Source organism: Pseudovibrio ascidiaceicola (genome assembly GCF_900114245.1).
Lineage (GTDB): Bacteria > Pseudomonadota > Alphaproteobacteria > Rhizobiales > Stappiaceae > Pseudovibrio > Pseudovibrio ascidiaceicola.
This window is the reverse complement of record NZ_FOSK01000001.1, coordinates 712,063-731,043: the sequence shown is the minus strand read 5'-3', so window position 1 is coordinate 731,043 and position 18,981 is coordinate 712,063. Positions and strand designations below refer to the sequence as shown.

Here is an 18,981-nt window from a genome sequence, read left to right as displayed (position 1 = left end):
CAGACCGAATGTCCAGAAAGGGCTTCGCTGGTTACGGATACTTTTCTGCGCCTGCAGGTCCGTCCGGACCTTCAACCGGCTCGTCCGGGAGATCAGAAAGATCTGTTTCGTCTTGCAATTCTGGATAACGCTTGCGCTCCATCCTGCGGATTGCGACGTGCATCCACACAGTTGAAACCGCAACGATGATGAAGAGAAGCATGAAGGGCGCTGTCCAAACGCCAGTCCAGTCGAGCAGAACTCCAAAGGCAATTGGCAGGAAGAAACCGCCAAGGCCGCCAATCATGCCTACGAGGCCTCCGACAGCACCAACATGGTAGGGGTAATAAACCGGGATGTGCTTGTAGACTGCCGCTTTACCAAGGCTCATGACAAATCCAAGGACGACGGTAACGGAAACGAAAGCGCCCACGCCGAGGCCGAAGTTAAACTCGATTGGGCCGTCAATACCGCTGACAATATATGAGGTTTCTGGATAGCTCAGCAGGAAGAGGCAAAGAAGAGAGACAAAAAATGTGAGGTACATGACAAAGCGTGCACCCCATCTGTCTGACATCCAACCACCCAGCGCTCTGAAAACAGACCCGGGTAGTGAATAAAGGCCAGCGAAAACGCCAGCCGTTGTCAGCTCCAATCCGTACGCCCCGGTGTAGTATCGCGGTAGGAATGACGCGAGCGCAACAAAGGCGCCAAAGACGAAGAAGTAGTAGGTCGCAAAACGCCAAACTTGCAGATTCTTCAACGGAGCGAGCTGTTCTGCTGTAGACACAGCTTGCTTGCCTTCTTTCTTACGCTCCTGCTGAGACGGATCATCTTTACTGAGCAGATAAAACAGAACGGCTGTGACTGCCAAAACAATTGCGTAAACGCGAGCTGTACCTTCCCAGCCAACTGCGACTACCAGAAATGGCGCTACGAAGTTGGTAACAGCTGCGCCGACATTACCGGCACCAAAAATGCCGAGTGCAGTGCCTTGTTTTTCTTTTTCAAACCACTGGGAGACATAGGCTACGCCGATAATAAAAGAGCCGCCCGCCAATCCAAGGCCCAAGGCAGCTAACAGAAACACTTCATAGGTTTGTACTGAGGTGAGCAACCAGACACAGACTGCTGTAATGAGCATCTGCAGTGGGAACATAATTCGTCCACCAAACTGCTCTGTCCATACTCCAAGGAAAATTCTGCTCACAGAACCGGTGAGCACTGGTGTGGCGACCAATAAACCGAACTGAGTATCGGACAACCCAAGTTCGCCTTTAATGCGCACACCGATGATGGAAAAAATGGTCCAAACTGCAAAACAGATAGTAAAAGCAAAGGTGCTGAGACCCAATGCCCTATATTGATCGGAGCGAGTAACACCCTCAAGTGAATGCATAGTATTTGATCCTGAATTCTAGCAGGTAAGACAGTCCACATAGAATCTCAGGAGCTTTAGCACCCAAAAGTAGAGCAACTCATAGAAAGAACAGGATTAAACGAGTAAAATTGAAATACAACTTGGAGTAAAACTATGTTTTATTTCCAACTCACGACGCAATGAAAAACACCTATCCAGACTACTTTGATGCTGGTATGTTTCGTGTAGAGGCGGGGATTTCAAAGTTAAAGCAATGTCTTACATCAACAATGTCAGGATGTTTGTGCGCGTGTTTGAGCTTGGCAGCATGTCTGCCGCGGCAAGAGACATGCATGTTTCTCCTGCGGTTGCTTCCTTCCGTATTGGAGAGCTTGAGAAGCACCTGGGCATTCGCTTGTTTAACCGCACCACTCGCACCATCCAACCTACTGAGCAAGGTAGCATTTTTTACCCCGGTGCCCGTAAGATGCTGGAAGCAATGGAAGAGGCTGAGGCAGCTGTGCAGGAGGTGACGCACACTCCACGCGGCTCAATCTTTGTTTCTGCTCCACTCGGGATAGGGCGGCGTTTGATCGCACCGCTTATTCCTGAATTCCACGATGCTTATCCTGAAATTCATGTTCGCCTCAGGCTTTCAGATCGTCCTCTCAACATTACGGGAGAAGGGTTGGATCTGGCTTTCATCCTGGGACAGTTACCAAACTCTGAAATGAGGCTGAAAAACCTGCTGGACTGTCCTCGGGTACTGTGTGCATCCCCTGACTATTTGAAGCAGCGTGGTGAGCCACTGCAAGGGGCCGATCTCCAGCATGGAAAGCATGATTGTCTTCTGCTCCAGTTTCCCGGTTCCTCTGAAAGCCGATGGACGCTTCAAACTTCTGAGGGCTTACAGAGCTTCACAGTTGGTGGACCTTTCACCTCTGATGACGGCGATGTGTTGGTGAACTGGGCACTCGGCCATCACGGCCTCATCAATGCACCCTTGTTTGATGTTGTCGACCATTTGCTCAGTGGAAACCTTATCGCCGTCTGCACTGCTACCCCTCCCGCTGATGTGCATTTGGCATGTCTTTTTCCGCACAAACGCTATCAAGATCCTAAGATCCGGCTTTTTCTGAATTTCATCAGTGAGCGGTTGAAGGCGTATTTAAAAGACAAGAGTTATCAATACTCTAGTCACCTTCAAAACAAGTAATTCCCGACTGAAAAGTCGTTTATATACCTGTTTCTTTTTCCAGTTATTCGCAAAACACTTTCAAAATAATTTTGATAATCCAACTCATTTATTAGGCTAAACTGATAAATGGGAGGAGTTTGGTGGCCCTGCCAGCTGACGAGCTTTAAGGACACGGTTGATACCAGCACATTTGCCCAGTGTTTCGAACAGTGCCTCGTCGATCCCTAATTCGACGAGTGCACCTCCCCGGCAAGGAATTCAACTTAATTCGGGTTGCTGCACTTACGCGGACTGCAATTGCGTGAGTGTCGTACAAGGAAGTAAACTTACATATGAGTACTCAAACACTGCCACCCCGCATCTTTGATGCACCTTCTGAGGGCATATCACCTTCTTCTTTCTACGCACCTTCGGGAGGCTTGCCTCCACAAACACAAGTAATGACAGACCGGGCAGTGTTTACTAATGCGTATGCCGTTATTCCCAAAGGCGTGATGCGGGACATCGTGACCTCAAATCTACCTTTCTGGGAAAAGACGCGTGCCTGGATTATTGCCCGGCCACTCTCCGGGTTTGCTGAGACGTTTTCGCAGTACATCATGGAAGTTCAGCCAGATGGTGGCTCTCTTAAACCTGAGCCAGATCCTGAAGCGCAGGGCGTGATGTTCGTTGTTCAAGGTGAGATTACGATCACAATGGGCAATGAGGCTTTCACACTTACCGAAGGTGGCTACGCCTATCTGCCTGCTGGTGCCCAATATGAAGTCCGCAACAATAGCTCATTAGCTGCCACTTTCCATTGGGTTCGAAAGCGCTATGAGGCTGTCGAAGGCATTGCAAAGCCCGACGCCCTGTTTACCCATGAAAAGAATGCTGTGGTTGCTCCCATGCCAGATACCAATGGAGCCTGGACGACGACCCGCTTTGTCGACCCCAGTGATATGCGGCACGACATGCACGTGAACATCGTGAACTTTGAGCCCGGTGGCTGCATACCGTTTGCTGAGACCCACGTGATGGAACATGGTTTGTATGTTTTGGAAGGGAAAGCAGTATACCGACTGAACAACGATTGGGTTGAGGTGGAAGCCGGCGACTTTATGTGGCTGCGCGCTTTTTGCCCGCAAGCTTGCTATGCAGGCGGCCCTGGCCGTTTCCGGTACTTGCTTTACAAAGACGTCAATCGACATGCCCAACTTGGCTCGTTCCAGAGGTGATTAGGTATGGGTAATCGAGCCACGACAGAGCAGCGCACAATACGGATTGAGAAACTCACCTCTGAGGTTTTTATGCCGTTTGGTGAACTGATTGAGACCGGTGGGACATCGCCTATCGTAATCAATGAAGGTCGGTGTGAGCGTTTTTCTGATTTGGCTGGTGTTGAGTTTATTGGTGGTCGCGCCGGCGTAAGCCTGTTTCAAGCAGAACTTCGCCGTCTTCCGCACACGCTGACGATGTTGGAGCGCCATCCATTGGGATCGCAATGCTTCATTCCGATGAACCAATCAGAATATCTTGTCATAGTCGCCGCAGATGAAGGTGGACGGCCTTCAACACCACGTGCGTTTATGGCGAGTTCAACCCAGTCCATCAATATCAAACGGAACACATGGCACGGCGTTCTGACTCCCATCAACGGGTCAGGACTGTTCGCTGTTGTCGACCGGATTGGGGACGGAAATAACCTAGAAGAACACTGGCTGAAGGAGGCCTACCTCATAACGGAATAACACTGTGCGTCATTAGTAGGAGGGGACTAAATGACCAGCAATTCCATCGGGACACCAGAACAACTGCATGACCCGAACTACACACCTGCCTTACATAAGGCGGTTCCACTTGGCATTCAGCATGTGCTTGCCATGTTCGTCTCAAACGTTACTCCGGCGATCATTATTGCCGGTGCTGCCGGATTTGGATTTGGCTCTGATGCCGGGGCACAAGGCTTCCCGGACATGACATACATGATCCAGATGTCCATGCTATTTGCCGGAATAGCAACGCTTTTTCAAACAATCGGAATGGGGGCAGTCGGCGCCCGCTTGCCGATTGTGCAAGGCACTAGTTTTGCTTTCATACCCATCATGATCCCACTCGTTGCTGGTAAAGGTGTTGAGGCCTTACCAGCTCTGTTTGGAGGCGTGCTCATTGGTGGTTTGTTCCATGCCATCCTTGGGATGTTTATTGGTCGCATTCGCTTTGCTTTGCCACCGCTGGTGACTGGCCTTGTCGTAACCATGATCGGTCTGGCGCTGGTGAAAGTGGGCATTCAGTATGCTGCGGGCGGTGTGCCTGCTATTAGCAAGCCTGAGTATGGAAGCATGCTCAACTGGTCTGCTGCGCTCATTGTCATTCTCGTCACCCTTGGCTTGAAATTTTATGCCCGCGGGATCTTAGCTGTATCCGCCGTGGTAATTGGGATCCTTGCAGGATACCTTTACGCAATGATGGTTGGCATGGTGACCGTGGACGGTATTGCCGCAAGCGTTGGCCGCTCTGCATCTTTTGCCCTGCCGATGCCGTTTGCCTATGGTTTTGATTTCAGCCTTGCTGCTGTGGTTGGCTTCTGTCTCATGGCATTTGTGAGTGCTGTTGAAACGGTTGGCGATGTCTCTGGCATCACAAAAGGCGGCGCAGGACGAGAGGCGACAGACAAGGAAATTCAAGGCGCGACATATGCCGATGGTTTTGGCACAGCTATAGCCGGTGTTTTTGGCGGTTTGCCGAACACATCCTTCAGCCAGAATGTGGGTTTGATTGCCATGACAGGCGTGATGAGCCGCCATGTGGTGACCATTGGTGCCTTGTTCCTCATCGTGTGTGGACTGATACCCAAGGTTGGAGCGATCATTCGCACAATTCCTATTGAGGTGCTCGGCGGCGGTGTCATCGTTATGTTTGGCATGGTGGTCGCTGCCGGTGTCTCCATGCTCTCCGATGTCAATTGGAACCGCCGGAACATGGTGATCTTCGCGATTGCGTTATCAATCGGCCTTGGTTTGCAGCTGGATCCAAAAGCTGTTCAGTATCTGCCTGACACACTACGCATTTTGATGACGAGTGGCTTGCTTCCTGCAGCCCTGATCGCAATTGTGCTCAATCTTGTATTGCCAGAGGAGCTTTCCGCCGAAGCAACGGAAGAAGTTTCAGGTGGCCTGGCCTCACAAGAGGATGCACCACTAAAACCAGCAGGTTCCCAAGCCTAAAGAAACTCCCCTCGCCGTTCCGCTACAGCGAGGGGAGTGCCTCTTATAGTTTCCGCCATGAACTGCCGCTTTGGGAGCTTTTCACAGCTGTTTCGATGAAGTTCAATCCATCCAGTCCATCAGCTACAGTTGGAAGCAGCTTGCTGCAGTCTGGTGCTGACTGGCCTAAAATGCGCGCAGTCAAAACATCCGCAAATTCGTTATAGATCGTTGCGAAAGCTTCCAGATACCCTTCAGGATGACCACCTGGGATGCGAGAGACTGCATTAGCGGCCTCTCTTGCATCTGGACCGCCGCGTGTGATGCGATAACTTGACTTTCCATAGGGTGAATATACCAAATGGTTCGGGTCAGCCTGCACCCATTCAACGCCGCCTTTGTCTCCATAAACGCGCAGTCTCAATCCATTTTCGTTGCCCGGAGCAACCTGTGACGCCCATAACATTCCTTTGGCACCATTTTCGTAGCGCAGCAGCATCTGCACATCATCATCCAGCACTCTGCCCTCTACAAAGCTTGTTAGTTCCGCCAGCACTTCTGTTGCTTTCATGCCGGATACGAAGGAGGCAAGATTGTAAGCGTGCGTGCCAATATCTCCGATACAGCCGCCTGCTCCAGATCGTTTTGGATCAGTGCGCCAGCTGGCTTGCTTTTGGCCTGATTGCTCAATCGGCTCCGTCAGCCAATCTTGCGGATACTCCACTTGAATCAGACGAATTCTCCCGAGTTCGCCCTCCTCAATCATAGCTTTTGCCTGCCGGACCATCGGGTATCCGGTGTAATTGTGCGTCAAAAGGAAAAGTTTGCCAGTTTCCTCGACCAGTTGAACAAGTTTCTCACTTTCTTCACTGGTGGTGGTCATCGGCTTATCGCAGATGACATGGATACCAGCTTCCAGCATCATGCATGCTGCCGGATAGTGCATATGGTTAGGTGTGACGATTGCAACTACGTCGACCGGATCATCCCGAAGCGGCTCTTTTTGTGCCATTTCTTCAAAGGATGTATAGGCCCGATCAGCTGGGATATAGAGTTCTTCGGCTGATGCCTTTGCTCGCTCAGGATCAGAAGAAAGGGCACCGGCAACAAGTTCATAGCGATCATCCAAACGCGAAGCGATGCGGTGAACTGCACCGATGAATGCTCCCTGACCACCGCCGATCATTCCCAGACGCAGCCTACGCCCCAGTTTTTTCGGAGTATCCAAAACTTGTTGTGGTTCAGCTGCTTCAACGGTCATTATGCATTCTCCATATTTCTCAGGCGCAGATATCGGTTAGCGCATCAGCACCACCAGAACCTGTAGGATCATTAAGTTTGTGATCGTTAATTGCAAATACTCTTTTGCAAAAGTGTTGGCCATTTCAAAGAAACTGCTTCAAAATCTAGACTGATTTGTTGCTGACCTAAGAGAGGTTTGTAGCTCTTATGCCGAACTCATCAGAGACCACTCGAGCCTATTATGAGGAAAATGCAGAGAGCTTTATCGAGCGTACGTTGCATCTGGACATGGAGGAAATTCCCTTCACTGTAGATGAACAGCAAGGGAGGCTGGGTTAGAAAACTTGAAGAAGATTGGTGTCATCAGGGGATGAGAAATAGGATTCGTAGCTCGTCTCCGACACTTCCAGTTCATCAAAAGCATCTGCAGCTTCTTGCGGGCTGTCAATTCGTTTCATTTCCCTACGATGTATAAAGCTTTCCAACAGCTCCCAGCCAGCAAATGGAACCACTAACGTTTTTGCCCCAAACCCCAAACTCTCAACCAATGTAGTGCTTGCAACACCCATTACATATGAAGCCTTCGCCATTAATGCGTAACTGCTGGTGTCCTTATCGACAACCTCCACATTTTCTGGAATGCGACCTACATAATTGGCTAATAATCGCTGAGGTTGTTCAAATGGATGCATTTTGTACTGGAATAATAAGTCTGGACGCTTCAATGCTGTTTCAATAACAAACTCAAACAAGACAAAACTTATCACTTTCTGCGAAAAGGCAACAACCAGATTATCTTGTTTCTTGATATGCTTGTGCTTGTCCAACATTGCCTGCATACGCGTTGATCCTACAGAAACCATTTTCGCATCTTCAGGAAGATGAACTTCTTTTTCCCAGCCGGGACCAAATGTTAAAAGTCGATCTGGGAAGTATGGTACTGACGCTATTTCAGGAAGTGCATATTGACTATGATAATGTCCGATAATTCCGTGCTGGAACTCGCTGGTGGGGACACCCAGATCCTCGCAGGCTGCAAGCAACGCATAATAGTGCTTATTCCAACAAACATATACCGAATGCGTTTTCTTGCGAGCTAACAAAAACTTAAAGAACGCTTTATTTTTTGCAAAACTACTTACTTGGTGCCTAACTAGCTTTGAAATATTTTCTTCTGGGATCTCATAAGTTTCCGATACAAGTTTGCTAAAGGCTACAATTTCCTGCTCAGGAATACTGTAAGAGAAGAACTTAGAGATCCAATCAATTGACGCGGTATCGACTTGTGGAAACGGAAACATCGTGGCAGATGTTTCACCTAATCGCAACGCTGACCCGCCATAATGCTGTTCAATCGGTAACGTGAACCTCTGACTAGCAATAGACTTGCGACCAAATGCCAAAACTAAAACCGGCTTTCGATTCGGAGCGAAAGTTAGAAAGGTAGCTGTCAACAGATTAAATGGAAACTTTACTCGCCGTTTGAAATTTCTTAGATATTTTGATGATTTGCGTTTCAGCTTTTGCATCCGCGTCACGCGTACACGCTGTGTGTCATTTAATATATCTCTCTGTCGCATATAAGACAGAAATAGCTCCCCACGAACAAGGCGCCAAGCGCAAACATTACCAACGCGCAAATCGAACAATCCACTTGTGCGTTCAAGTTCAGTGAACTTTTTATAGGCTTCAGAAAATCTGTTGTCGGGCAGGCAGCTCATTGAATACATTTCCAGAAAAAAACATAATTATAGTAAGGTTTTATGTAAATATACAATGGCGGAGAGTGAGGGATTCGAACCCTCGGAACACTTGCGTGCTCAACGGTTTTCGAGACCGCCCCGTTCGACCACTCCGGCAACTCTCCTAATTGATCCTCGTGGTGAGGATTGCCGGACCATATAAAGAAGCTTTCCCTTCGGCAAGCCCTGCGACCGCTATGCCGCAGATAACTCACAGCTCACGCATCACCTCCCAATAAAAAACGCAGTGAGCGAACTCACTGCGTTGAAATGACTGTCCATTTCTGGAGAATTATGCGGCTTGAACGTTTTCAAGGAAGGCTTTGATCGAGCGATTAAACTGATCAGCTTCTTCAGAGATGCTGTCGGCCTGATTGTTAATGTCTTCTGCCGTTTTGGTGGAGTTCTCAATAGTGCTGGCAACTTCCCCCATTTCGGACTCACCAATACGAGACTGATCAGAAGCATCGGTCACAGAACGCGCGATTTCGCCAACAGTTACAGACTGCTGTTCTACAGCTGCTGCCACTGCTGAAGAGCTGGTGGACAACTTCTCCATCATGCTCGTCACTTTCTCAATGGAACCAACGGCATCAGTAGACACCTGTTGGATCGCATGAATCTGCTGCGAGATTTCTTCCGTCGCCGTGGTGGTCTGGTTTGCCAGGTGTTTCACCTCGGAGGCCACAACCGCAAAGCCTTTGCCCATCTCACCAGCACGCGCCGCCTCAATGGTGGCGTTAAGAGCAAGAAGGTTGGTCTGGTCTGCAATATCCTTGATCAGACTGACAACTTTTCCAATACGGGAGGCAGTTTCAGCCAGCTCCTGAATTGTCTTGGACGTGTTGATGACAAGCCCGCCAACTTCATCCGCAACATCTTTGGAGTTTACGGCTTCAGACGCGACTTCCTTAATGGAAAGAGACATTTCCTCACTGGCAGATGCAACAGTTGCCACTGATGTAGATGCGTGGCTTACCGCATCACCTGCTTTACCAGCTTTATCAGAGACGCTTTCGACTGTGACGTTCAGAGCGAAGGAGGCTTCATGCAATGACTGGATTGCGGAGTTGAAACCGTCACCTGCAGCCGTTGCTGCTTTCTCGAACTCACGCACAAGAAGCGCAACTTTTTGCTCACGCTCCTGGCGGCGCTTGTTGTCTTCATCACGTTCATCGTTCAGCTGATTTCGCTCAATGGCGTTGGCACGAAACACTTCGAGGATCTTCGCCATTTTCGCGAATTCATCCCGGCCTTTGGTGCCTTCAATGTTGATTGAGACATCCCCGTTTGCCAACACGCCCATGGCTGTATGCAGGTTTGCGAGAGGGCGGGAGATACGCCATGCGATGTAGCCAGCAATCATCAGGCCGACAATGCCCATCGCAGCAGCCTGCAACAAGAAGCGCTGCATGCTTGCAGCTGATGCATCGTTGTGAAGTGCCCTTGCTTCGGTCTCACCCGCTATACCAATATCATTAAGCTGTTGCGCAGCTGGGATCATTTCGTCCAACTGCTCCAGAGCGAAGACCATTTCTTCCTGAATGTCAGCATTCAGAGTTTCAATCTGCTCCAGCGTCTCTGTGTAGGTTGCCCAGAGTTCGCTTACTACCTGAGATGTTTCTTCTGGCATTTTCGCTGTTTGAATGACCATGCCAAACTGCTCAATGCGACTTTTGAAGGTGCTCTTTTCAATTTCATATCCGTCAACGCCAATGGTCCATTCCATGGCCTGAAGATCTTTTAGCAAACCAGCAACACGATGCGTGTCTTTGCTGACGTTCAGTTGCCGACGAGCCTTGTTGATTTCGAGCTGCATTGTGGAACTAGCACCCTGGAGGACTGAAATGAGACCTCCATCTGAGCTGGTTCCACGCTCTAGTGTCGCTTCAACCACAGCGCCAAATGTCTCAGAAAATCCGTAGGCATAGCCTTCCAGATTATCATAGAGCTCGTCTTCAATGCCCGGAACGCTTAGTGCGCGTGTTTCTTCAACCAGTACAACAACGCGTTCGCGTGCGTTTGCTGCAATGTCAGATGCTTCTACTTTCGGGTGAAGTAGAAACTCTCCACCAATTGCGCGCATACGATCAACTGCAGCGCTGATCGCCTGTGCGTTTTGCATCAGCAGGTTATAAGTCTGCGTATTTCTTTGAAACTCAGCATTCTGGCTATTCATTTGGGAGAGAAAAATCAGTGCCCCACCCAGCACAAGTATCGGCAACAACCCAAGAGCCATAACTCGAGTTACGACGGAATGTATCCAGGCGAACTTTGGAATGCGCATTTTATGCCCCCCGCACGTATGCGGTTTAATTCATTGGATGATAATGATCGCGAGATTGTCACATACATTCCATATTCGGCGCTCATTTCTCCCCTAAGCACTTGTATGGAACATGCACAAATCTCTTTGCGCTATTGTTGGCTGGCGAAGGTTTATCGATCCTTAAAACAATCATAGAATGAACCTTAAAACGCAGCGTAATAGGTATTTGAACGTAACAATTAGATCGTAGGTATAAATCTGACAGCGCAACCATAGCGCGAATCACTCCTGCATAGGAGCGTTCTTTGACAGTTGAGTATTCGTGATATAAATCTCACCTCTCGTATTTCTAATATAAATGGCGAGATTCTGCGTTGACATTCCAGAATGCCTGCGTATATTCCAGCAGCTCATAAATTGCGGGGAAACCCGTGTTTTCGCGCTGTCCGAGGCAAGACATCGAAACCGCCTTCTGGTTTTTTCAGAGTTTGCGGTCGATCTCCCCGAAACGGGACGTTCCTAGAGCATAAAGGAAACGGTCGACAAAGTTCGCAGTTTGCTGCGACGCCAAAGGGTGCGCTTAGATAAGAAGGACATGCGCATGTTCGCAGTCATCAAAACAGGCGGTAAACAGTACACTGTTGCTGCTGACGATCTTCTGAAGATCGAAAAAGTTTCTGCCGAAGCTGGTGAAACAGTAACTTTTGACGAAGTTCTCATGGTTGGTTCAGATGCTGAAACCACCATCGGTGCACCAACCGTTGAAGGCGCTTCTGTTGTAGCTGAGGTTGTTGAGCAGGGTCGTGATCGTAAGATCATCATCTTCAAAAAACGTCGTCGTCAGAACTCCCGTCGTCGTAATGGTCATCGTCAGGCTTTCACTACTGTGAAAATCACCGACATCCTGACCAGTGGTGCTAAGCCAGCTAAAAAAGCCGCTGCTCCTAAGAAAGCTGCCGCTGCACCAGCTGCTGAAGGCTCCGACGATCTGAAAAAATTGCAGGGTCTTGGCCCAGCAATTGAGAAAAAGCTGAACGCTGCAGGTATTTCTACCTATGCACAGATCGCAGCTCTTTCTGCTGAAGACATCGCCCGCGTTGAAGAAGAAACTGGCACTAAAGGCCGCTTCGAACGTGATAACTGGGTTGCACAGGCTAAGGAACTCGCAGCGAAGTAATTCGCGCAAGTTTCTGTCCTAGAGATTAAACGAGGAGTACTTCGTTATGGCTCATAAAAAAGCTGGCGGTTCATCCCGCAACGGTCGCGACTCAGCTGGTCGTCGCCTTGGTATCAAGAAGTTCGGCGGCGAAGCCGTGATTCCTGGCAACATCATTGCACGTCAGCGTGGCACTAAGTGGCACCCAGGCGCAGGTGTTGGCATTGGTAAAGACCATACCATTTTTGCGACCGTCGAAGGCAAAGTTGCATTCGAAGAAAAACGCAATGGCCGAACATTTATTAATGTGATGCCGGTGGCACTCGCCGCCGAGTAACGCTGACGTGATAATCCAAATCGTCGGCGTCTCATCAGACCCCGACGGATTTGGAAAAATCCGGTTCAGATCGAAAGATCAGAAAAAGGGGAGATGGGACGCCATCTTCCCTTTTTCTTTGCCCAGTGGGATGGGCAGTAGACCGGAGTTAAAACCATGGTAGTTGAATACGAAGAAATCCCAGAAGAAAGCAGTTGCGTTGCGGCCGGGTCGCCGCAGGACACCGCGCGTCTCGTCATCGACCGAGCGCGCAAGGATGATTTGGCTGACATCCTGTTTTTAGCCAACAACCGTCGGATCGCTGAGAAGCTGACGAACATGCCGCATCCATTCACGTATGAAGACGCTAAAGCGCTCGTGAAACGGTGTGATGTGCAGTTGCCGTCTCAAGCGACATTCGCGATCCGCATGAAGAACACTGGCCGTATTATTGGCGCTATCGGGTTCAATCCGCTTGCCGAAGACTTTGGTGCTGTGCACCTGGGTTATTGGGTAGGCGAACCATTCTGGAACCAGGGATATGCGACAGAAGCTGTTCAGTCTGTTATCGAATTTGCGTTTGCTAACGGTGTTAAGGAGCTCTCCGCTTCTTGCCGCGTGAGCAATCCTGCCTCGCACCGCGTGCTGACCAAGTGCGGCTTTAAGCAGGACGGAACGACAAAGCTGCATTCTCTCGGCGCTATGGCCGTGGTGGATGCCACACGCTTTACACTGACCCGCAGCCAATGGATCGCGAATACGCGATGGGGCTCTGCTGGTTAAGTGATGCCAGATCAGCAGGTTGCAATGACAGCAACCTGCTTTCGGCAGCGTGATTGTTGTTTGGCTGTAACGGCTTACCCTCAACCACATAAAACCAGCGGGCTTTAATGTGATCCTGATGCAGTCGCTCTGTCTGCAATCCGGATCATCGGGGCATGCTGCGTTTTACCCTCACTTACCTACTCCAACGAACGATTAGAGAAATATGAGTTTGATTTACAAGGCCTTTTACAATGCTCACTACAACTATAGATACCCAAAGGCTGCAACTGCGCCCGTTCCAATCTGACGATCTCCCTCGCTTTTGGGAGATCGGACCTTCTAACTATGAAATAGCACGCTGGCTCACCGGGTTAACGTGGCCTCCAATCATGATGGAAGCCGAAGCCTTTGTGGAACAAGCGCGCCTTGCAAATGCTAAAACGGACTCATTTCCGTTTGCCATCGACTGTAACGGACAGCTTATAGGTGGCGTTGAAGTCCAAAAACCCGGTGATCTCAAAGAGTTCCCGGAACTGCCAACCATTGGCTATTGGCTTTCCGAAGCTGCACATGGCCAAGGCTATATCACTGAAGCATGTGTTGCTGCGCTGCATTGGGGCTTTGCGCGCGCTGCATGTGACACCTTCGCTGCTCGTGTATTTGCGACGAACTATCCTTCACAGAAGGTATTGAAAAAGCTAGGCTTTGAGCCTGCTGGTGTTTGCCTTCGGTACTCTAAACCTTTGCAACAAGACATTGAGAATATCATCATGCATCTGCCGCGGGATCGGTTTGAGGCACTGCATGGTGATGCGCATGTGATGATGGGAGCAATACTATGACCACTTTTCCTCGTTTGAGAACAGCCAGCCTGACACTTCGGGAATGGAGAGAGACGGATGCGCCGCGCATTGTGGAATTGCTGCAAAATCAGAATGTTACGCGTATGCTGGCGAGTGCTCCGCATCCTTATACCAAAGCGGATGCTGAGGTCTTTCTGCAAAGGTTTATGCCCGGCGACCTTGGCCATGGAGTGAACTGGGCTGTCGAGCTTCAGGGGGAAGTGGTTGGCGGCGTTGGTGCTGGTCATCTTTCCAGAAAGCCAGAGCTCGCCTTTTGGCTTGCGGAAGATCATTGGAAAAAAGGCATTATGTATGAAGCGGTTAGCGAGGTTCTTCGCTACTTACTGCTGGAGCGTGAGCTGCCTTCTATCTTTGCCGATGCGTTTAGCGACAACGCAGGCTCTCAGGCGCTGATCCGAAAGCTTGGGTTTGTTCATACTGGACAGAATGAAGGGCGAAGTCGAGCTCGTCTCGCCGGAAATTATCCGACAGAAGAGTTCCTTATTTCCCCCCTCGATTTTATCGGCGCACAACAAGCCAGAGCGCAGGAGGTAGCGCAATGATCTTTCCGGAATTACAGACCAACCGGTTGATTTTAAGAGCACTTCAGCCGGACGACTATCCGCGGCTGCGGTTCCTGTTCTCTGACTTTGATGTGGCGCGGATGACTGCCAGTTTTCCGCATCCGATCACTGATGAGTGGGCGCATGAGTTTATCACTCGTAACCATTCTAATGATCTGAGCACGGATGTGGTGTGGGCAATTGACAATGGTACCGGCTTCATCGGGTCCATTGGTGCGCACAGGATCGGTAAATCCGCTTCTATGGGCTATGCGCTTGGAAAATACTACTGGCGGCGGGGTTATATGAGTGAAGCTGTGCAAGCCGTTGTAAACTATCTACAAAATGAGCGTTGCGTTGAAAACGTTGATGCGTGCGTTTTTTTGGAGAATCCTGCGTCATTCCGCGTTCTTATGAAGAATGGCTTCGTTCCAACCTCTGTCTGCACGCACTCCTGCGTTTCCAGAGAGGCCGATGAAATAGAGACCCAGAATTTCGAGCTCAAGCTGGCGCAGTCTGCGGAGCAATCACAGTTTGCGGTGGCGGGGATAAGATAGGATGGTTTTTCCAGAGCTGAAAACAGACCGCCTTCGATTGCGCATGATTGAAGACGGTGATCTGGAGCGCCTTGTCCAGCTGGCAAACTCTTATGCAATTGCGAGCATGCTTTCGGGCATGCCGCATCCGTTCACGGAAGAGACTGGCAGGTTCTACATCCATCGCGGCAAGACCAATGATCCTGAGAGTGTGGTGTTGTGGGCCATTGACGACGGGACTGGTCTAATTGGCTGTATCTGGGCAAAGTTTGAGGATGTAACTGGCTGGACCGGTTATTGGATGGGTGAGCCTTATTGGGGGCGTGGTTACATGAGCGAAGCGCTTCGCGCAGTTTTGCGTTTCGGGTTTGAACAGCACTCCATCAGGAGCTTTGAGGCTGGCGTGTTTGCAGACAATCCCGCCTCCTCTCACCTGTTGGATAAGATGGGCTTCAGCAAAGTTGGTGAAGAAACTATCCCCTCCAAAGGCCGCGGTGATACCATGGTTCCACATGTTCGGCTTGCATTGCCTAAGGCCGATTTTGTGGACCTTGCAGAAGCGGAAGGTTGAGCGCCATGACAACACTAAACACCTTCCCCGCTCTTCGCAGCGAGCGGCTTGTTTTGCGGGAGATGCGGGAAACCGACTTGGAGAAGCTTTGTGCGTACCTAGGGGATTTTGAGGTCTCTAAATCTCTGAGCAGTCAACCGCATCCGTTTTTGGAAACAGACGGGCGGGATTATATTGAGCAGGCTCTTGCAAACAACACAGCTGAGAATGTGACCTGGGCGATTGAGCTTGATGGACAATTTATTGGCGGGCTTAAAGCTAAGGAACTGCAAGGTGCTGCGAGCGTTGGCTATTGGCTTGGGCAGGAGTATTGGGGCAAAGGCCTGATGAGCGAGGCTTTGCGTGCTGTCCTTACCTACCTTTTTGAGGACCGAGAGCTGTTTGTCGTGCGCACGGGGGTTTTTAAAGAAAACCCTGCCTCTTTGCGAGTGCTGACCAAGTTGGGTTTCAAGATTACTGGTGAGGCCAAGCACGTCTGCCGCGCGCGGGGCAATGTGGAGCTCGATGAGATCCAGCTGCAAGTGACCGGCAATGACTTTCTTCGACTGACTAATTCAGACGTGATTTCGTGAGTATTCAAGATGTTTCCTGACCTAAAAACAGACAGGTTGATACTGCGCCAGTTCAAGCACACGGATCTGGAGCCGCTTTGCATGCACACCAATAACTTCGCAGTAAGCAAAACACTCTCTGAGGTGCCTTACCCTTATTCCAAAGCAGACGGAGAATGGTGGATCAACTACTGCCTGAACACGCCACTTTCTGAAAAGATCGCCTGGGTAATTGAGGGGCCTGCAGGCTTTTCCGGCTCGATCACTCTGATGAAGCTTCAAAGCGGCAAGCCAATTCTTGGGTACTGGCTTGCTGAGCATCTTTGGGGCAAAGGCTATATGAGTGAGGCTGCTCAGGCCATTACTACATATGGATTTGAGGTACTTGGCCTGCCCACGATTTATACCTCTGCACTTGAAGAGAACCCCGGAAGCTTGCGTGTTCTGAGCAAACTGGGCTTTCAGGAGATTGGAAGAGGCTTTTCAACTCCGCGTTCCCGGCCAGAAGAGAAGCTGCCGAATATTTCTCTTAGTTTAACGCGGGAACAGTGGGCTGCACGGCATGCCCCTGCCTAACGACCATTATGGAATTACAGAGTACTTGCGGTGCACTGACCGAGTACTCCAAAATGCAACAAGTTGGACTAATGATGTTTCCTGAACTCAAAACAAATCGCCTGACACTCCGCCAGTTTCAGCAGGATGATCTGGAGCCGATCTGTGAGTACATCAGCAATTTTGAAGTCAGCAAGATGCTGACTGTGGTGCCCTACCCTTACACAAAAGCAGATGGGGAATGGTGGTTGAACCACATCCGTGAAACGCCTCAAAATGAAGCGACCAACTGGGTTATTGAATCCGAACACGGTTTCTCAGGCGTCATTGGAATACGCATCCCAGAAGATGGCTTCCCCCGCATTGGCTACTGGTTGGGGCAACCATTCTGGGGCAAAGGTTATATGAGTGAAGCAACTGAGGCGGTGGTCAATTACTGCTTTGAGGTACTGGGCTCCACCAAAGTGACCTCCGGCGCGTTTGAAGAAAATGACGGGTCCCTGAATGTGCTGGCGAAGAACGGTTTTCAGATGATCGGCTCGCAACCAGAAAAAAGTCGCGCTCGCGGAGAAGAAGTCACTCTCATCAACGTGGAGCTCACCCGGCATTTGTGGGAAGCCATGCGGGCGGTGACGGTTTAAGCATGATTAGCTTGTCGCGTGCCGTTGGGCGCGCGACAAGTTTTGAGATCAGTCGAACAGCAGCGGTATCATGATGTGCATTGCGCTGTGCATGAAGATGAGAAAGCCCGGACCGACCAGAAAAAACAAGCTCCCCATTATGATGCCGGGAACGAGAATGCGCGTGGCGACCAAGTTCCACAGCAGGACGCTATCGACTTCTCCAAGCTCATGCAGAAAGACAAAAGCAAGTGCTGCTATGAGGATTGCAGTGCCAGCAGACCAAAACACGCGATATCTGTACTCAACGCCTGACAGCAGCTTGAACATTGCGAAGAAAACCAGTGCGCTCAGTATCATACGGAATACGAGCTCTTCACCATATCCAGCGACCATACCAAATAGATAGCCGGGCCGTGAGCTTTCTTCTGCCGGGACAAAGTCAGGCAGATCACTCCCAAAGAACGCCCAGATGATGCAGGTTATTATGATTGCTGTGCTTACACCGCTCACGATCTGCAAACCTGGTGTGTGTTTTATCAATCCTGCCCAACCGAGCTTGATGAAGCAGGACCACCCTAAAAGCAAAGAGGTGAGAATAATGAGCCAGGTTGAGACGTAGATTGGTACAATCTTGATAAACGGGTCTGCCCAGAAGATCTGGCTTTCATTCTGTTTGGTGAAGATCAGAAGCGCGATGCAGTAGAGAACAAAAACCTGAGCCCAGACAATTGTTGCCATAAGCTGATTGCGGAATGTGATGGGGAAATAGTGGTTTTGGGTTGAGGATGTCATTGTATTTCCTCCGCCCTTCTCGGAGTCATTGTTGAGAAGGTGAATTGGAAAAGAGGGCAACTTCTTAAACTGTTTCGCTTGAGAGGCTGCCCTGCGCATCAATTCCGGCTCAGAGTTTCTGGCCGTTGTTGATGATTGTGGTCGATGCCGGGATCGCATTTACGACGGTTTGAAGCGCCATGCAGGCTTTCTCACTTGCCTCCACCAAAGATGCGATCAGAGAAGGATCCTCTTGCGATTCGATGATGATGACTGTCTCGACGCCTTTTGAAACACCGAGCATTTCCGTGCCTTGTTCTGCGGTCATTCCCGGAATTCTGGATTGGAACTTCATCTTCTGCTCCAGTTTGATGGAGGAGATGTTCAGCCTGCGAGACTGGGCCAACCCATGCACATGCGTCAGCAGGCAGAAGCCTATGCCAGCAGCCAGGTAGGACAGAGGCGCCGGAGCTGTATCTGTTCCGCCGATGGATGAGCCTTCATCGCAGAGCACTTCAAAAGCACCAAAGCCGGGAACATTGGGCTGAACCACGCCGGTCTTGACCAAGCCCTCGCCGGTGAGCTCAGCGATGAAATCAACCTCAAGCTCCATACCGTCTTTTGACTTTTTGATTTTGTTTAAGCTGATGTGCTGGGGCGTTGGCATGGCTGCTGCCCGGGTCACGATGGGGTGTGTCACAGTGTTATTGTCAAGCATCTCTACCTCCATAAGTGTACGATACTGTATCGTACACTT

The 18,981-nt window shown here is 50.0% G+C and carries 21 protein-coding genes and 1 tRNA gene; 15 read left to right on the top strand and 7 right to left on the bottom strand.

Annotation, left to right across the window (positions count from 1 at the left end; translation table 11 throughout):
• Positions 1-31: 31 nt before the first annotated feature.
• On the bottom strand, positions 32-1,378 hold the full coding sequence (locus tag BM231_RS03560) for an MFS transporter (RefSeq protein WP_093516734.1): 1,347 nt from the start codon (positions 1,376-1,378) through the stop codon (positions 32-34).
• A 235-nt stretch (positions 1,379-1,613) separates the two neighbouring features.
• Here BM231_RS03560 and BM231_RS03555 point away from each other — a divergent pair, with 235 nt between their 5' ends.
• From BM231_RS03555 to BM231_RS03540, 4 genes are all read left to right on the top strand, one after another.
• A complete protein-coding gene (locus tag BM231_RS03555) occupies positions 1,614-2,555 on the top strand; it encodes a LysR family transcriptional regulator (RefSeq protein ID WP_093516733.1) in 942 nt (313 codons plus the stop codon).
• Between the two features lie 314 nt (positions 2,556-2,869).
• A complete protein-coding gene (locus BM231_RS03550; RefSeq protein WP_093516732.1) occupies positions 2,870-3,754 on the top strand; it encodes a bifunctional allantoicase/(S)-ureidoglycine aminohydrolase in 885 nt (294 codons plus the stop codon).
• 6 nt (positions 3,755-3,760) lie between these two features.
• Positions 3,761-4,267 (top strand): ureidoglycolate lyase, encoded by a 507-nt coding sequence (locus BM231_RS03545; RefSeq protein WP_093516731.1) that lies wholly within the window; start codon positions 3,761-3,763, stop codon positions 4,265-4,267.
• A gap of 30 nt (positions 4,268-4,297) precedes the next feature.
• Complete coding sequence (locus tag BM231_RS03540) at positions 4,298-5,743, top strand: uracil-xanthine permease family protein (protein WP_093516730.1); 1,446 nt, start codon at positions 4,298-4,300, stop codon at positions 5,741-5,743.
• A gap of 43 nt (positions 5,744-5,786) precedes the next feature.
• Here BM231_RS03540 and BM231_RS03535 read toward each other — a convergent pair whose 3' ends face one another.
• Entirely contained in the window at positions 5,787-6,983 is a 1,197-nt protein-coding gene (locus BM231_RS03535; protein ID WP_093516728.1) for a Gfo/Idh/MocA family protein, read from the bottom strand.
• Positions 6,984-7,171: 188 nt separating this feature from the next.
• Here BM231_RS03535 and BM231_RS27450 point away from each other — a divergent pair, with 188 nt between their 5' ends.
• Positions 7,172-7,303 carry a hypothetical protein gene (locus BM231_RS27450; RefSeq protein WP_275507193.1) on the top strand — a complete coding sequence of 44 codons (132 nt, stop codon included), beginning with the start codon at positions 7,172-7,174 and terminating at the stop codon, positions 7,301-7,303.
• Here the strand turns inward: BM231_RS27450 and BM231_RS03530 are convergent.
• From BM231_RS03530 to BM231_RS03520, 3 genes are all read right to left on the bottom strand, one after another.
• Complete coding sequence (locus BM231_RS03530) at positions 7,300-8,685, bottom strand: hypothetical protein (RefSeq protein WP_063309277.1); 1,386 nt, start codon at positions 8,683-8,685, stop codon at positions 7,300-7,302. The genes BM231_RS27450 and BM231_RS03530 overlap by 4 nt on opposite strands.
• Positions 8,686-8,741: 56 nt before the next feature.
• Positions 8,742-8,831 (bottom strand) — tRNA-Ser (locus BM231_RS03525).
• A 167-nt stretch (positions 8,832-8,998) separates the two neighbouring features.
• Positions 8,999-10,993 carry a methyl-accepting chemotaxis protein gene (locus BM231_RS03520; protein WP_208860029.1) on the bottom strand — a complete coding sequence of 665 codons (1,995 nt, stop codon included), beginning with the start codon at positions 10,991-10,993 and terminating at the stop codon, positions 8,999-9,001.
• A 583-nt stretch (positions 10,994-11,576) separates the two neighbouring features.
• Here BM231_RS03520 and rplU point away from each other — a divergent pair.
• From rplU to BM231_RS03470, 10 genes are all read left to right on the top strand, one after another.
• Complete coding sequence (gene rplU, locus BM231_RS03515) at positions 11,577-12,152, top strand: 50S ribosomal protein L21 (protein ID WP_057461735.1); 576 nt, start codon at positions 11,577-11,579, stop codon at positions 12,150-12,152.
• Between the two features lie 46 nt (positions 12,153-12,198).
• Positions 12,199-12,468, top strand: a complete 270-nt coding sequence (rpmA, locus tag BM231_RS03510; protein ID WP_057461576.1) for a 50S ribosomal protein L27 — start codon at positions 12,199-12,201, stop codon at positions 12,466-12,468.
• A gap of 156 nt (positions 12,469-12,624) precedes the next feature.
• Positions 12,625-13,230, top strand: coding sequence for a GNAT family N-acetyltransferase (locus tag BM231_RS03505; RefSeq protein ID WP_057461575.1), 606 nt, complete (start codon positions 12,625-12,627; stop codon positions 13,228-13,230).
• A gap of 233 nt (positions 13,231-13,463) precedes the next feature.
• Positions 13,464-14,054, top strand: coding sequence for a GNAT family N-acetyltransferase (locus BM231_RS03500; protein WP_093516726.1), 591 nt, complete (start codon positions 13,464-13,466; stop codon positions 14,052-14,054).
• Positions 14,051-14,617 carry a GNAT family N-acetyltransferase gene (locus tag BM231_RS03495; RefSeq protein WP_093516724.1) on the top strand — a complete coding sequence of 189 codons (567 nt, stop codon included), beginning with the start codon at positions 14,051-14,053 and terminating at the stop codon, positions 14,615-14,617. The genes BM231_RS03500 and BM231_RS03495 overlap by 4 nt, the downstream gene beginning before the upstream one ends.
• On the top strand, positions 14,614-15,174 hold the full coding sequence (locus BM231_RS03490) for a GNAT family N-acetyltransferase (protein WP_093516722.1): 561 nt from the start codon (positions 14,614-14,616) through the stop codon (positions 15,172-15,174). Before BM231_RS03495 ends, BM231_RS03490 begins: the two co-directional genes overlap by 4 nt.
• Before the next feature lies 1 nt (position 15,175).
• Positions 15,176-15,724, top strand: coding sequence for a GNAT family N-acetyltransferase (locus BM231_RS03485; protein WP_093516720.1), 549 nt, complete (start codon positions 15,176-15,178; stop codon positions 15,722-15,724).
• 5 nt (positions 15,725-15,729) lie between these two features.
• Positions 15,730-16,296, top strand: coding sequence for a GNAT family N-acetyltransferase (locus BM231_RS03480; protein ID WP_093516718.1), 567 nt, complete (start codon positions 15,730-15,732; stop codon positions 16,294-16,296).
• Between the two features lie 9 nt (positions 16,297-16,305).
• On the top strand, positions 16,306-16,851 hold the full coding sequence (locus BM231_RS03475) for a GNAT family N-acetyltransferase (RefSeq protein WP_093516716.1): 546 nt from the start codon (positions 16,306-16,308) through the stop codon (positions 16,849-16,851).
• Between the two features lie 71 nt (positions 16,852-16,922).
• Positions 16,923-17,471, top strand: coding sequence for a GNAT family N-acetyltransferase (locus BM231_RS03470; RefSeq protein WP_208860028.1), 549 nt, complete (start codon positions 16,923-16,925; stop codon positions 17,469-17,471).
• 48 nt (positions 17,472-17,519) lie between these two features.
• On the opposite strand, the gene BM231_RS03465 is transcribed toward BM231_RS03470, so the two are convergent.
• Together BM231_RS03465 and BM231_RS03460 are read right to left on the bottom strand one after the other, a co-directional pair.
• Positions 17,520-18,245, bottom strand: coding sequence for a hypothetical protein (locus BM231_RS03465; protein ID WP_109316268.1), 726 nt, complete (start codon positions 18,243-18,245; stop codon positions 17,520-17,522).
• Positions 18,246-18,354: 109 nt separating this feature from the next.
• The gene (locus tag BM231_RS03460; protein WP_159437946.1) at positions 18,355-18,942 is read right to left on the bottom strand and encodes an OsmC family protein; all 588 of its coding nucleotides are present in this window, start codon (positions 18,940-18,942) and stop codon (positions 18,355-18,357) included.
• Positions 18,943-18,981 lie beyond the last annotated feature (39 nt).

Bases quoted from the DNA above. Each gene is read 5' to 3' on its own strand.
- BM231_RS03560 (WP_093516734.1), bottom strand. From the start codon at position 1,378: ATGCATTCACTTGAGGGTGTTACTCGCTCCGATCAATATAGGGCATTG.
- BM231_RS03555 (WP_093516733.1), top strand. From the start codon at position 1,614: ATGTCTTACATCAACAATGTCAGGATGTTTGTGCGCGTGTTTGAGCTT.
- BM231_RS03550 (WP_093516732.1), top strand. From the start codon at position 2,870: ATGAGTACTCAAACACTGCCACCCCGCATCTTTGATGCACCTTCTGAG.
- BM231_RS03545 (WP_093516731.1), top strand. From the start codon at position 3,761: ATGGGTAATCGAGCCACGACAGAGCAGCGCACAATACGGATTGAGAAA.
- BM231_RS03540 (WP_093516730.1), top strand. From the start codon at position 4,298: ATGACCAGCAATTCCATCGGGACACCAGAACAACTGCATGACCCGAAC.
- BM231_RS03535 (WP_093516728.1), bottom strand. From the start codon at position 6,983: ATGACCGTTGAAGCAGCTGAACCACAACAAGTTTTGGATACTCCGAAA.
- BM231_RS27450 (WP_275507193.1), top strand. From the start codon at position 7,172: ATGCCGAACTCATCAGAGACCACTCGAGCCTATTATGAGGAAAATGCA.
- BM231_RS03530 (WP_063309277.1), bottom strand. From the start codon at position 8,685: ATGAGCTGCCTGCCCGACAACAGATTTTCTGAAGCCTATAAAAAGTTC.
- BM231_RS03520 (WP_208860029.1), bottom strand. From the start codon at position 10,993: ATGCGCATTCCAAAGTTCGCCTGGATACATTCCGTCGTAACTCGAGTT.
- rplU (WP_057461735.1), top strand. From the start codon at position 11,577: ATGTTCGCAGTCATCAAAACAGGCGGTAAACAGTACACTGTTGCTGCT.
- rpmA (WP_057461576.1), top strand. From the start codon at position 12,199: ATGGCTCATAAAAAAGCTGGCGGTTCATCCCGCAACGGTCGCGACTCA.
- BM231_RS03505 (WP_057461575.1), top strand. From the start codon at position 12,625: ATGGTAGTTGAATACGAAGAAATCCCAGAAGAAAGCAGTTGCGTTGCG.
- BM231_RS03500 (WP_093516726.1), top strand. From the start codon at position 13,464: ATGCTCACTACAACTATAGATACCCAAAGGCTGCAACTGCGCCCGTTC.
- BM231_RS03495 (WP_093516724.1), top strand. From the start codon at position 14,051: ATGACCACTTTTCCTCGTTTGAGAACAGCCAGCCTGACACTTCGGGAA.
- BM231_RS03490 (WP_093516722.1), top strand. From the start codon at position 14,614: ATGATCTTTCCGGAATTACAGACCAACCGGTTGATTTTAAGAGCACTT.
- BM231_RS03485 (WP_093516720.1), top strand. From the start codon at position 15,176: ATGGTTTTTCCAGAGCTGAAAACAGACCGCCTTCGATTGCGCATGATT.
- BM231_RS03480 (WP_093516718.1), top strand. From the start codon at position 15,730: ATGACAACACTAAACACCTTCCCCGCTCTTCGCAGCGAGCGGCTTGTT.
- BM231_RS03475 (WP_093516716.1), top strand. From the start codon at position 16,306: ATGTTTCCTGACCTAAAAACAGACAGGTTGATACTGCGCCAGTTCAAG.
- BM231_RS03470 (WP_208860028.1), top strand. From the start codon at position 16,923: ATGATGTTTCCTGAACTCAAAACAAATCGCCTGACACTCCGCCAGTTT.
- BM231_RS03465 (WP_109316268.1), bottom strand. From the start codon at position 18,245: ATGACATCCTCAACCCAAAACCACTATTTCCCCATCACATTCCGCAAT.
- BM231_RS03460 (WP_159437946.1), bottom strand. From the start codon at position 18,942: ATGCTTGACAATAACACTGTGACACACCCCATCGTGACCCGGGCAGCA.